General features: G+C 54.9%; 9 protein-coding genes. All 9 read right to left on the reverse strand.

All coding sequences use genetic code 11. The features are described 5' to 3' along the window. Positions 1–128: 128 nt before the first annotated feature. Positions 129–290, reverse strand: a complete 162-nt coding sequence (locus NST04_RS24500; protein WP_341186551.1) for a hypothetical protein — start codon at positions 288–290, stop codon at positions 129–131. Between the two features lie 51 nt (positions 291–341). Further along, positions 342–1505 (reverse strand): glycoside hydrolase family 27 protein, encoded by a 1164-nt coding sequence (locus NST04_RS24505; protein WP_341186552.1) that lies wholly within the window; start codon positions 1503–1505, stop codon positions 342–344. 584 nt (positions 1506–2089) lie between these two features. Then, positions 2090–3283, reverse strand: a complete 1194-nt coding sequence (locus tag NST04_RS24510) for an IS256 family transposase (RefSeq protein ID WP_341186553.1) — start codon at positions 3281–3283, stop codon at positions 2090–2092. A 978-nt stretch (positions 3284–4261) separates the two neighbouring features. Then, positions 4262–5968 (reverse strand): RICIN domain-containing protein, encoded by a 1707-nt coding sequence (locus NST04_RS24515; RefSeq protein WP_341186554.1) that lies wholly within the window; start codon positions 5966–5968, stop codon positions 4262–4264. Between the two features lie 128 nt (positions 5969–6096). Continuing rightward, positions 6097–7731, reverse strand: coding sequence for a response regulator (locus NST04_RS24520; RefSeq protein WP_341186555.1), 1635 nt, complete (start codon positions 7729–7731; stop codon positions 6097–6099). Next, entirely contained in the window at positions 7709–9481 is a 1773-nt protein-coding gene (locus tag NST04_RS24525; RefSeq protein ID WP_341186556.1) for a sensor histidine kinase, read from the reverse strand. Before NST04_RS24525 ends, NST04_RS24520 begins: the two co-directional genes overlap by 23 nt. Before the next feature lie 18 nt (positions 9482–9499). Next, positions 9500–11173, reverse strand: a complete 1674-nt coding sequence (locus NST04_RS24530; RefSeq protein ID WP_341186557.1) for an extracellular solute-binding protein — start codon at positions 11171–11173, stop codon at positions 9500–9502. A gap of 136 nt (positions 11174–11309) precedes the next feature. After that, positions 11310–12566: an endo-1,4-beta-xylanase gene (locus NST04_RS24535; protein WP_341186558.1), complete on the reverse strand. Its 1257-nt coding sequence runs from the start codon at positions 12564–12566 to the stop codon at positions 11310–11312. Between the two features lie 19 nt (positions 12567–12585). Beyond that, the gene (locus NST04_RS24540) at positions 12586–13536 is read right to left on the reverse strand and encodes a carbohydrate ABC transporter permease (protein ID WP_341186559.1); all 951 of its coding nucleotides are present in this window, start codon (positions 13534–13536) and stop codon (positions 12586–12588) included. Positions 13537–13546: the final 10 nt, after the last annotated feature.

Consider the following 13546-nt stretch of genomic DNA (forward strand, 5'->3'; position numbering starts at 1 on the left):
CCACCACCTAGCCTACTTACTGTTGACAGTTCGTAGGGATTACGGAGGTACGCTCAGCCGAAACAGGCCTGTCCCACACAAGCGCTAACGCCTTGCGGGACAGACCTATTCTTACATTTTGGAAGGTGTTAACGGAACAACACACATTTTCCCGATTCCCGGAAATACTTAATCAGCCGCTCAATCGGCTCTCGTCCGCATTTCAACTGAACACCGAGGCAGTCGATGCACAGGAAATCCTGGGCATTGCGTGTGACCAGCTTGAGGTAAATCGCCACATCATCCGTCATTAAGGGGACGCCGCATTTTCTGCAGGTTCTGCTCATTTTTTTGGCTGCCCGTTAGACGATCTTAGCCCGTACAATCAGACAATCATGAGCCGGAATGACCGGAGCATATCTTTCCCTGAACACGCCAAGTTCCTTGTGCTCCCAGCAGTCATACAGGGACAGCGATTTGCCGGAGGCATACGGAAGTCCGAAATCCCAGAATTGCAGCGACATCTCTCGCTGGCCATCGCTCAGGTTGAAGAACCCGATGGCCAGGTCACCGTCTGCCAATACTTTTACCAGCATGAATACTTCATTGGTATGGAACCACTGCGGCTCAGGCTTAATGCGGTAAGCTCCGCGGCCCTCGATATCCTGGTTGATGGCAATCAGATCCGGGTTCAGCAGAATGTTCTTAGTCGCCTCATTCGCCTTGCGGATGTCACTGCCGATCATTAGCGGAGAACCCATCAGGCTCCACAGCGAGAAGTGGGTCTTGTACTCCACATCTGTACAGCCGCCAATCTGACTGCCGATGAAGTCACTGTTGCTGCCCCCGTACATGCCCACGACGAGCATATCCAGATCATTATGGCAGTAGGCTCCGGTGTAGGCGGCTTTGTCGAGCTGCGACAGCGCGAGAGTCTTGATCGATTCCCAGCTGTCCTGAATATCGCCCGTAGAACGGTACATATGCGCGCCGGATTCACGAATCCACTGGTAGACATTATCCTCACCCCAGTTACAAGCGGAGAAAAGGATGTCCCGTCCGCAGTTCTTAAGCGCAAGACTCATCCGTTTGTACAGCAGCTCTCCAGACATATGTCTTGGCTTAAAGCAGTAATCATACTTCAGGAAGTCTACGCCCCATTCGGCCAGCGAAGCGGCATCCTGGAATTCATGCTCAAAACTGCCCGGATACCCGGCGCAAGTATGTGTTCCCACACAAGAGTACATCCCGAACTTCAGTCCCTTGGAGTGAATATAATCTGCAACCGCCTTCATTCCGTTCGGGAATTTAACCGGATCTGCCACCAGCCTGCCCTGCTCATCCCGCTCCTTGAGGCTCCAGCAATCGTCAATGACAATGTATTCGTACCCTGCATCCTTATAACCATCCGCCACCAGCGTATCGGCCGCTTCCCGGATCAATTGCTCGTTGATATCCCAAGTAAAAGTGTTCCACGAATTCCACCCCATCGGCGGCGTTAAGCCGAGCTGTTGCTGCTTGTCCATAATTTGTATTCATCCTTTCGCATTATGAGAGGTATTGATCCCTGGGGAAATGCTGTATTCTTTATGTATTTAATCACATAAAACCTTTATAATACATAGCTTAACGTTGCTTTCGTATGGAGGTATGTTGCTTTTCTTATATACGGAGTGAGAGAGTCGAAGGTGTAAAGAGCTTGGTATGTTTTATGCGGATTGTGATGCTTGCGGGCGCATATACAGCAACTTCGACGGGAGTGGGCGGGTAGGCTGGTTGAACAATCACACCTTCTCTGGCCCTGCTGCAAGCAAAACTACTTGTGTCATCTTCTCTCTCGGAAATAGGTGGACAAAGGTATCTTAATTGGCTGGATTCTCAGGATTGGGCGGGAGTAAGTGGAAAAGCAGCATCAAATTAGTTTGATCTCGTCACTTTAGTGGAAATGTGTATAATTAAGTGTTGTTTTTCCAACCGTTGGCGCAGGAGAGGAGGGTAGCGTCAAGAAGTTTGTGTAAATGAGTAGAAGTACCTCCCCGGGGTTACGGGTTGGGGGTGTAGTGTTTCTGGGGGAGGGGGAACCCCGACCCCCAGAAATTGGATTCATTGGCTACTCTTCTTCGACTGTGGGCAACGAAGGGTAGCGGGCTTCATAGAGCTGGCTGAGCTTCTTTTTCAACGTGTCCACCCCAAAGCCAGGGGTGACTCGCTGCCCAAACCTTTCGTTGTAGCCTAACATCTCCAGATACACGATTTTTTCTGCCGCATCCATGTTGGTCAGGCTGTTCATCGGCTTCAGACGTTTGCGGATTTCCTTGTTCATTCGCTCAATGGGATTGGACGTGTAAATCGCTTTACGCATCGGTTCCGGGTACTTGTAGAACGTCAGTAACGTCGAAAGCTGCTCCTCCCAAGACCGCATTTCCTTCGGGTATAACGCATTCCACTTCGCTTTCACCGTGTCAAAGTTCGCCCGGGCCACGACCTCATCTGGTGCATCATACACGGTCTTCAGGGCCTTAATCACATCGGTTTTGTGCTCCACACGGATTTTGGGTAACGTGGCTCGTACTTTGTGCACCACACAATGCTGCACATCCGCCTGCGGGTAGGTTTCTTTAAAGGCCGCATCGAGCCCCGGCAGTCCGTCAAATACACCGAGCAGCACTTCCTGGGCCCCGCGTGCGTACAGATCTTTGAGCACCTCCCGCCAGCCATTCGAGCTCTCTTGACCCCCTACGTAGAACCCCAGGATTTGACGCTGACCTTCTTCGTCGATTCCCATGGCAAAATAGACGACTTCGCCCCGGACCGTGCCCCGTTTAAGCTTCACGTACAGCCCATCCAGGTAGATCACAGAGTAGCGTTTGCTCAGCGGACGTTTCTGCCACTGGTGGATATCCTCCAGCACCGTAGCGGTGATGTTACTGATGGTGGTGGGCGAGTAATGGCTGCCGAACATGCTTTCAATAAATCGGGCCACGTCCCGGGTTCCCATGCCGGATTTATACATCTGGATCACCGCTTCTTCCAGCCAGCCCTCCCGCCGTTGGTAGGGTTCAAACATCTGAGTTTGAAAGAGACCCTGGCGGTCCCGGGGAACCTGAAGATCCTCGATATGGCCGTATCTCGTATGCAGATCCCGTGTATAGTATCCGTTACGGCTATTGCTGGCACCGGCTTCTTCACTCGACATAAACCCTTGGATTTCGGCACGCAGGAGCGATTCCATATTCTCTTTCATGAAGTCTTTAACAAGTTTTTCAAATAGATTATTTAGCATATGTTCGGGTACAATAGTCATCGAGTAGGGCTCCTTCTTGGTGTTGTGGTAAACCCGAGGATACCCTACTTTTTTGGTGCCTGGCTAGGCTCCAAATTGTGGTACACAACTTACTTTACGCCATCAGGAGGAGCCTTGTGTTCATCAGCAAGTGTATAAAAGGCAACTGTTTCCCTCCGCACATTTGCGCCCGGCCCGCCACCCGTCGCCACCCATCTCCCGTACCTCCCCGCGCGCAAAATGTATTCGGTTTTTCACACACATTTGCTCTCGCACCCCCGCACGCCTCCGCAGTGCCGAATGTAATCTGTTTTTCGATTACCTTTCGCCCACGCGCCTCCGCAGCGCCGAATGTAATCTGTTTTTCGATTACATTTCGCCCACGCGCCTCCGCAGCGCCGAGTGTAATCGGTTTTTCGATTACATTTCGCCCGCACGCCTCCGCTAGCGCCGAGTGTAATCGGTTTTTCGATTACATTTCGCCCACGCGCCTCCGCAGCGCCGAGTGTAATCGGTTTTTCGATTACATTTCGCCCGCACGCCTCCGCTAGCGCCGAGTGTAATCGGTTTTTCGATTACATTTCGCCCGCACGCCTCCGCAGCGCCAAGTGTAATCGGTTTTTCGATTACATTTCGCCCGCACGCCTCCGCAGCGCCAAGTGTAATCGGTTTTTCGATTACATTTCCCCCGCGCGCCTCCGCTAGCGCCGAGTGTAATCGGTTTTTCGATTACATTTCGCCCGCACGCCTCCGCAGCGCCGAATGTAATCGGTTTTTCGATTACATTTTGCCCGCACGCCTCCGCAGCGCCGAGTGTAATCGGTTTTTCGATTACATTTCCCCCGCACGCCTCCGCAGCGCTGAATCTAATCGGTTTTTCGATTACATTTCTCACTTGCACCTCCCGCACGCTCAAAAAAGCCCCCTCCCCCCGCAGGGCAATCCGGTACTTTCCCGGACCGCCCTGCAGATGGAGAAGGGGGCTCTTACCATAAAGCTCTAGTTCACCTGAACCAGCTTCCATTGCTGGTGCAGGTCGCCGCGGTAGAGGTTCTGCTGGAGCTTCGCGCCGTCTGCGGTGGAGGCACCTGTGACTTCGACTGCCTTGTTACTGTTCACATTGAGAATGCTCCAGTAGCCGTTGCTCAGCTTGATGAGCCGGAACTGCTGGGCGGTGTTGTTCAAATCCTGCATCAGCTGGATGGCTTCGCCGTTATTCTTCGTGCCGTTCCGCACATCCATCACTTTGTTATCAGAGGAGTTCACGCTGCGCAGCCGGTAAATATTATTGTACGTGCCCATATCGGTAGCCGTCCATTGCTGAGCCAGCGCGGTGTTCTCCGGCCACTGCTGGAGCTGAAGGGAATTCGTATTCTGCCCGTTCGGAACGTCAATCGCTTTGCCTGACGCCCTGTTGATCAGCTTGTACTTGGCATTGTTGGTAACTCCGTTCCACACCCCGTTCCAAGGGTTGAACTGTGCCCGCTCATAGTACCATTCGAAGATAAACCGTGCCATACCGTCCCGGGTGGCATTGCCGTCATAGAGCAGCCCGCCGTCCGGATCGGCGAAGGAGCTTTTCGGACCGGGATTAAGCAGGAAGCCGTTCATATGGACGGCAATGCTGACATTGCCGGCGGCAGTGAAGATGGCTTTGGTATTCTTGCCGAAGCCCGCGTTCGTACCGTTGAACAGATCCCAATACGAGGAGTCGCCCGGCTGGTTCTTGAACCAGGTGGTTTCCGTAATATTGATCGGGTAAGCATCGGCCGCAGGCTTGATGCTGCTATCCCAGATCTGCTGAAGCGAGTTGAAATTGTCATAAGCGCCGTAGCCCGGGTACCAGTGCACGGCATACCCGTAATTGTTAAGCGGATCGGTCAGCGGACTCGATGCCGTCAGCTGATAATGCTGATCCCAGCCGAGTCCCGAAGCCCAGATCACATTGTCCGCGCCTTTGCTGCGGATGGTCGAGATCATCGAGTTCTGGAAGTTCTTCAGCGAATTCCAGAACACCGCGAAGTTCGGCTGGGAGGGATTGCCGCCCCATTGTCCGTTCACATCGCTCAGCACCGGCTCGTTCACCAGCTCGAACATCACATTATCCGCGCTCTTGAGTCCCGGCTGAGAGGCCAGATAACCCCAGATCTGATTGAACTTGTCCAGGTTGGCCTGGGTAGTCGCCTTGTTGTCCAGCAGGGTGAAGTCCAGCCCCAGCGTGACATACAGCCCCTTTGTCTTCGCATACTCTACATAAGGAATGATCAGATTCTGGGTAGCTGCCTGAAGGCCCGCGAAGTTATACGTTCCGGCTGCGACATCGCCCATATCCTCGCGGTCGATGAACAGGCGGACCTGATTCGAGTACCAGCCGTGGCTGTTGCCGTATTTGGCGGAGGTGCTGGTGAAGGTATCTGTGATCTCTTTCAGGTACTCCAGAGTGGCCTTATGCCGGTTGCCGCCGTTGCGGTTCAGATAATAATTGCTGTTCTGATACGTCCAGTAAGCCCCGGTAGGCTGATGCCAGCCGCTGAGCAGTACGGGCTGTCCGCTGCCGTTCACCAGCTGATTGCCGCTTACATGCAGCTTGGGAACAGGCGAACCCTCCCAAGCGTTTGCAGTGCCTCCGCCGGACTGCATCGGCGTTAACAGCAGGGCCAGCATCACCAGCAGCTTCATGGATAAGCTTAACTTCCTTTTTCTCACAGATACCCATCTCCTTCTCATTTCGTGGAATCGGCGGATGCCGTCTTAATGAAAGCGAATACATCTGAATTGTACTCTGCGTGGAGACGGGCGGAAACCTGTGTGATTATAGTTGATAGACTTACAAATTATAGATTTACATGTAGAGACTCCCTGTATTCCTGAGGGGTCATTCCCGTCATTTTTTTGAAGAAGCGGGTGAAGGAATGGTGGGCTTCATAGCCGACATACATTGCTACATCGCGGATTTTGAGCGCTTCATTTCCCAGCAGCTCCTTCGCCTTGACCGCCCGGCACTGATCGATGTATTCTGACAGGTTAATGCCCTGCTCCTGCTTGAAGAAGCGGGACAGGTACGACGGATTGAAATAATGGAGCTCAGCCAGCCGCACCAGAGACAGGTCCTCACCCAAGTGGCTGTGGATATAATCGCAGATCCGCTCAATGACCTCCGAGGAGCGCTCCTTCTCGGCTGTGCTTCTCCGCTCGAAGAGATCTGAGGCCAGCCGCTCCAGATAATAGATGCCTTCCCCCAGAGACGAATGCTCGTCCAGCCGCATCAGCTTGCCATACTCATTGACAAGGCTATAGAGCTCCGAGCGGTTCATATGGGACAGCAGCACAAGCGCAACCGTATAATACAGCTCGGCCGCTTCTTCCACAGAGACGCCCGAATGAATGCCTTCCCGGATCTCCTCCAGCGTCTCCGCGAACCGCTCACGCCGTCCGGCATCCAGATGGGCCGCAAGATTCTCCACCCGCTGGTGGAGCCGCACCCCCGTCTCACGGACGATGTCAGGCTCCGGCGGACCGCCGCGGTCAATCTGCACCATGGAGATGCCGTCCCCGATCTTCATCTGCTGCAGCCGGTGAAGCCGCTCGTAATGGCGGCCGGTCTCTGTCCAGGCACAGGCTGAGCCGCTGACCGTAAAAGCAACCGGCAGGCCCAGCGTCTGCCGGCAGGAATCCTGAATCATCTCCAGCGTTCCCTCCAGATACCGCGCGAAATTCCCGCCGAAGGCAGCCCCGGCATTATCCAGTGGCTGCAGCAGCCACAAGAGATCCCCGTGCCGGTCAAGCACCCAGGCATGCCGGGTCATCTCCGCCAGATGGGAATTCCAGATCAGGCGGGAGGAGGTCAGAAGCTCGCGCCGGTCCATGTATGAGATACCCTCCGCGTATGTAGGCCGTCCAAGAACGAGCATCACCGGGGATTCGGCTTCCAGACCGATGCCCAGCTTGCTGAAATCTGCACGTAACACATCCATATCTGCACACAAGGCCTGGCTGTCCTGAAGCAGATGGCGGAGATAATCGCCCTGCGCCGCCGTCTCCATGGAATCGCGCTGCTCCCTGGACTGCTCCAGCAGCTCGCTCAGCATATTGCCCTGCTCAATCTCCTGCAGCACCTCCTGCACCGTCTCAATAATCTTGTCGAAGCCTTCCGTCTTCAGCAGATAACGGGCCCCGGGAAGCTGCAGCGCGCTATAAGCGTAATCGAATTCGCTGTAGCCGGTCAGAAAAACAATCCGCGACCGCGGCCAAAACTCCCGGATCTGCTCAGACATCTCCAGCCCGCTCATGCCGGGCATGCGGATATCCGTCAGCACAATATCGATCCGGGTGCGCGAGAGCCACTCCAGGGCCGCTTTTGCCGAATAGACCTTGTAGACATCCAGCTTGTCCGGAAGCAACTGGTTGAACGCCTCGTATAAGCCGTCTGTTATAATCTCTTCATCATCAACGATCAATAGTCTGTACAAGACCTTCACCTCCCGTGAGCCTAATCCGGATTTCAACCCGGAGGCCGCTTAGTGTGCTTCTGTCCAGGAACAGGCCGCTGCCTTCCCCGTAGATTAACTGGATGCGCCGGTGAATATTGCTCATGCCGGTAACTTCATGCGTGCCGCCGTTCTGATTCAGCCGCCTTCTCAAGGTCTCGATCCGTTCATCGGTCAGCCCGCATCCGTTATCCTCGACAATAATGCGGATCTCCCGTTCCTCCTGTTCAAAAGAAATCCGCAGCTCCCCATCCTCCGCCTGCTTCTCCAAACAATGCTCATAGGCATTCTCGATAATAGGCTGGAGAATCAGGCGCGGAACCCGCAGCTCCTCCATGGCTTCCGGCAACTCGTCGAACTGAACCTGAATGCGCCTGGAGAAGCGCATCTTCTGGATCTCCGTGTACATCCGGGAATGGCGCGTCTCCTCCGCAAGCCGGACATTATCCTCTCCGTTACGGGTGATGAACCGGAAATATTCGCCCAGCATGCCAGCGAACTCCTCAATCCGGGAGCTGTCCCCCTGCTTCGCCAGGGCGCTGAGAATGAAGAAGCTGTTATAGAGGAAATGCGGGTTGATCTGCGACTGGAGCTGCTTCAGCTCCGCCCGCTGCATCATCAGCTTCTGGGTGTAATCCTGGTCAATCAGCATTCGCAGCCTGCTGAGCATCTGGTTGAACCGGAGATACAGATAGCCGAATTCATCCTTGCGGGCATGGTCAATCTGAATATCAAGCGTACCGCTCTCCATCCGTTTGAAGCTGCGGATCAGTACAAGCAGCGGCTTCTGAACGAACTTATAGGTCGCGTAGGAATAGATCAGCACCGCCAGGAAGGACGCCGCCGCGAACAGCCAGGCCCAGACCACGAACTTGGTCAGCGGGCGCTTGACCGCCTTCTCCGGCAAATAGGTGGCCACAGCCATCCCCAGCCTGTCAGAAGAGAAGCTGTCGATATGATACCGTATTCCGTCCAGCTCCCAGTTGTACAGGTTCCCTTCATCAACCGCCTGGTGATAGCTCTCAATCAGCTCCGGGGAGCTGTTCTCCGTACCGAGCGCATAGTCCGTCAGCCGCGAGACCAGCAGCGAGCCGCTCTCTTCGTACGCGTTAATCGCCCGGAGCGAATCCCTCAGCTTCTCGTTGTCCAGCTCGATCTGAACGATGAACAGCGGCGGTTCGCCCATCCTCCCGCTTGACTGGGTAACGCTGAGCTCCAGGAAGTTGTTCCAGTTGATCAGCCGCCCTTCTTTTCTCAGATCGACCGACCGGAAGAAATTGAACTTGCTGCTGTCAAACTGATCAATGCCGTTCATCGCGGACAGCGTTTTGTTAATGGTACGGATATGAACGAACACATCGCCGATATAGGCGCTGCTGTTCTTCAGGGAGGTGAGCCGCTGCGTGATGTAGTTCAGGCTCTCCCGCTTTTGAACATCGTCCATATAATTCCAGGTAACGGCAATCTTGTTCAGCTCGGTATCCTGGGCAAGATCATACTGCTGGATCTCCATCCACTCCACCTCACGGTTCAGGTCCTCCAGATAATAGGTTAATTGCGACAGAGTCGCTCTGGACAGATCCTGGCTTGCATTCCTGTAGCTCCAGTTGTAGAGGTAGAGTCCAAGCAGCAGAATCGGCAGAATAATAGCTAGATAAGTCACAACCATCCGGATAAAAATAGTGTGGCGCATCGACACCGCAGGAAACTTAAGCACGTGTACCGCCTCCACTCGTCTGCTCAGGCCCGATCATTTGCCGCTCCCGCCCTTCTTAGCATACCAGTCGTTAACCTCAGCCGTAATCTGCTCGCCGCCCAGCTTGTTCCACTGTGCCACGAAATTATCGAACTCGCTGATCGGTCTGCCCTGAATAATATCAAGAAAGGCATCAATCTGAAGATTATTTAGAATATTCTGCTTCTCGATCATCGTCTCTGTAGGTGCGCCGACGAAGCTCTCATAGAGCAGCTGAGATTTACGTTCATACCCGTCCAGGATGGAAAAAGCGCCCGAAGGCCCATACGTCCGCTCCCAGCCCCAGCCTGTCTCGCTGTCCGCACCTCCCGCCTCGTAAGCGGCAATCCGCTTCTGGATCGTCTTCGCTTCATCCTGAAGCACGGAGGCATCGCCGGTGCGCCGGAAGGTCTCCAGCTCCCGGAAGGCCTCCAGGTTCTTCTGCACCGGAAACGGCGTCACCGGCGACAGCTTCCACACCGCCTGCGGCGCGTTATAGTACCGCTCTACCTCACTCGTAGTCCCCCAGTTCTTCTCCAGATGCAGGTTAATCAGCTTAATCAGCGCCTCGGGGTGCTGGACGCCTTGCTTAACTGCCAGGAACTGGTTGGTACTGAACGGAAGCGGCACCTTCGGCGCTGCCCCGGACTCCGAGACCAGCGGGAAGGCCTGCCACTCGGCCTGCGGATTCTGCTCACGGCTGAGCTGCACGAGGAAGGAGCCCCACTGCTCCCCGTACATCATTCCGACCTGCTCATGCTCAATCCAGTCGCTGGCCTTGACCCCGTCTTTGAACGCGAATTCCCTGTCAATCTGTCCTGTCCGGTACAAGTCCTGAAGCACCTGCAGAGCATGCTTGATCTCCGGCTGGATCCCTCCAAAGACCAGCTTGCCGGTCTTGTCCTTAATCCAGATTCCGGGATAAGCACCATAACCGGCCATGAACCCGGTAAGTCCCATGACCGGGTCCCACAGGTATTTGGTTACCGCAAGGCCGTAGGTATCGTGCCTGCCGTTGCCGTCAGGATCTTCCTGCGTAAACGCTTTCGAAATAGCCAGCACCTCTGCCATCGTCTTCGGCGGCTGAAGGCCAAGGCGTTCCAGCCAGTCCGTACGAATCCACAGGAACATCGCACCCTCAATGGACGAATTGGTCTCCGGGATCGCCATAAGCTTGCCGTCGAGGGTAGCTGTCTCGAACGGACCCGTCCCTTCCTCGCTCAGCACCTTGCGGGTTAACGGGGTTGCATACTGGTCATAGACTCCGCTCAAATCCTGGATCAGCCCTGCATTGCTCAGCACCCTGAGCTGCGAAGCATTCACCCGCACAATATCGGGGATATCCCCGGAGGCCAGGGATACCCCCAGCTTGCGGGAGTAGATGGAACTCCACTCCGTCCAATCATAGGTGATCTTAATACCGAGCACCTCTTCATACAGCTCGGTCCAGCGGTTATGCTCCAGCGACTCCCCCGGCAATTCTTTCAGTATTTCTTCAAGCGCATCGTTGTTCTCACGTACGAACGACAGCTGAATCGGCGGATCATATTTGCTTAGACCCGGCTCCTCATAGAGCGGAGCGCTCCCCGGCTGTCCTTCAGGGACCGGAGAACGCTCCGCAAGGCTATCACTCTTCTCACAAGCGGTCAACAGTTGTACGGCCATGCACGCAGCGACAGTCCAGGCCATTGTGTTCTTGATTGTTATGGGCACCAGTTGCAACCTCACTTTGCAAGATTATTACTACCAGAATATTATATTATCCCGGCAAAAATAAAGGAATTGTAAGGTGCAATTCTTGTTTGGCTTACCCGTTCTTTACTATTTAGAAATCAGTGACCGCCTGGAAGGCCGGTTTGGGCTGATGGTGCCGGTCGAACAGCATCGGAGCCTCGGTGCGCTCAGTCGGGAAGGTGCTCAGCCAGGTATGATCATCCGCAATGCCCCAGAACATGACCCCGCTTAGCAGCTCCTTCCGATCTCTTAGAGCAGCGAATAGCTCACCATACCGCGCGGCCTGCTTCTGCAGGATATCCTCGGGGACTACAGGGCCGACATCGCTGAGATCATTATAGACATACAGGCTCATATCCAGCTCAGTAATCTGATTATCCAGGCCCAGAGCATGGAACTTCTCCATGGACCCGATTATGCTCTCCACCGTAGGATATTCCAGATTAATATGGGTCTGGTGGCCAACCCCGTCAATCGGCACTCCCTTCGCCAGCATGTCCTTCACCAGCTCGTAGAGACGGTCCCGCTTTTCCGGACTCTCTGTGCCGTAATCATTAATGTACAGCTTAAGCTCCGGTCCTCCAGCCTTGCGGGCCGCCCGGAAGGCGGTCTCAATGAATCCGGTGCCGGTAATCTTGTACCAGTCGCTGGCCCGCATACCGTCAGGGTCGTTAGGCTCTATCACCTCATTCACTACATCCCAGGAGGAGATGTCGTCCTTGTAACGGCTGACAACAGCAGTGACATAGCTGTCGAGCCGCTTCAGTAGCAGCTTCTTGTTCGCTTCGCGCTTCTTCGCATCGGTCTCATCGACCATCGCTCCGCCCGCCTCATCCCGGAAGAACCACTCCGGGGTCTGGCTGTGCCACACCAGGGTGTGGAAGCGCAGCCCCATGCCGTTCGCCTTGGCGAAGGCGACGATCCGGTCCGCCCGTTCCCAGGTGAAGGTGCCCTCAGCCGGTGCAATCGCATCCGGCTTCATCGCATTCTCGGCCACGAGCCAGTTCACATGCTTCTTCAGCAGCTCTGCTGTCGCTCCTTCTGTCTGGTCCGGCTCCACCGCAGCGCCTATGGGGAAGTAATCCGCATAAGCTGCCGCCAGCGGCGTGGCCTCCTGTTGCACCGGAGCATCCGCCGCAGCTTCAGGCGAAGCTGTAGCGGATGCTGCCGGAGTCCCTGCCGGGGCAGCCGGGGATGACGCCGCGCTCTCCTGCGGCCCGGGCGAGGGGGCAGCCGGAGCCGCGTCCCCGCCAGAAGCGGAGCAGCCGGATAACCATAGAAGCGCGGATGCGAAGATTATACTCCGGGCCAGTCTGGCCGGAGTGCTTGTTCTGTTATTTTGGCGCACAGTCATCCTCCTTCTACAGTTAACCCACAATCCCGGTACGTTCAATACTCTCCACGAAATACCGCTGCACGAACAGGTAGATAATGATCAGCGGCAGGATTGCCAGCAGAATCCCTGTATCCTGGACCATGCTGAGGTAGAACGGATCGGCCTTGGAATTGGCGCCGTCCTCCAGCAGGATCTGCAGATTATACGGCAGTGAGCCTAGCTGGGTCGCCATCACCTTGCTGGATGTCAGATAGGTCGTGGTGAAGAAGCTGTCGTTCCATTGCCACACAAACGAGAAGAGCAGCACCGTAACTATAGACGGTATCGCGTTAGGCAGCATAATCCGGTAGAAGGTCTTGCCTACCCCGGCCCCGTCGATGTAAGCCGCTTCCTCCACCTCTTTGGGAATCCCCCGGAAGAACTGCCGGAAGATGAAAATGTACAACCCCGCCTTCAGCGAGTTCGCCGTAGCAGAGGTTAGAATAAACGGCCAGTAGGTGTTAAGCAGATTCACCGATTTGCCGCCGGTTAAGAGCGGAATCAGCCCCATCAGGCTGAAATCCTTCAAATTCAGGTAGACCGGAATCAGAATCGTGATCGGCGGGACCAGAATGGTCAATATAACTCCGGCGAACAATAGCTGGCTTCCCTTGAACTTCAGCCGGGCGAAGCCATACCCTGCAAGCGCGCAGGAGATGGCGGTTAAGATCGTAGTCAGCGCCGACAGAGTGAAGGTGTTCAGCAAGGCCTGCCAGTAGTCCATAATCCCAATTGCTTTGACGAAATTGTCGAGCGTGTAATGCTCGGGAAGCCAGACGACAATCGGCGAATACAGATCGCTCTTGGCCTTGAAGGCCGTGGATATCTTCTGGAGCACCGGATAGAGGATCACGAACGACAGGCCTGCAATGAGTGTCAGCCGCACGAAGGACCATACCCATTTCTTCCAGCGTTCGAGCGACAGTAAGCGGGTCGCATGCATTTGTCCCATC

It is taken from the genome of Paenibacillus sp. FSL H7-0756, assembly GCF_038006765.1.
Taxonomy (GTDB): domain Bacteria; phylum Bacillota; class Bacilli; order Paenibacillales; family Paenibacillaceae; genus Paenibacillus_AQ.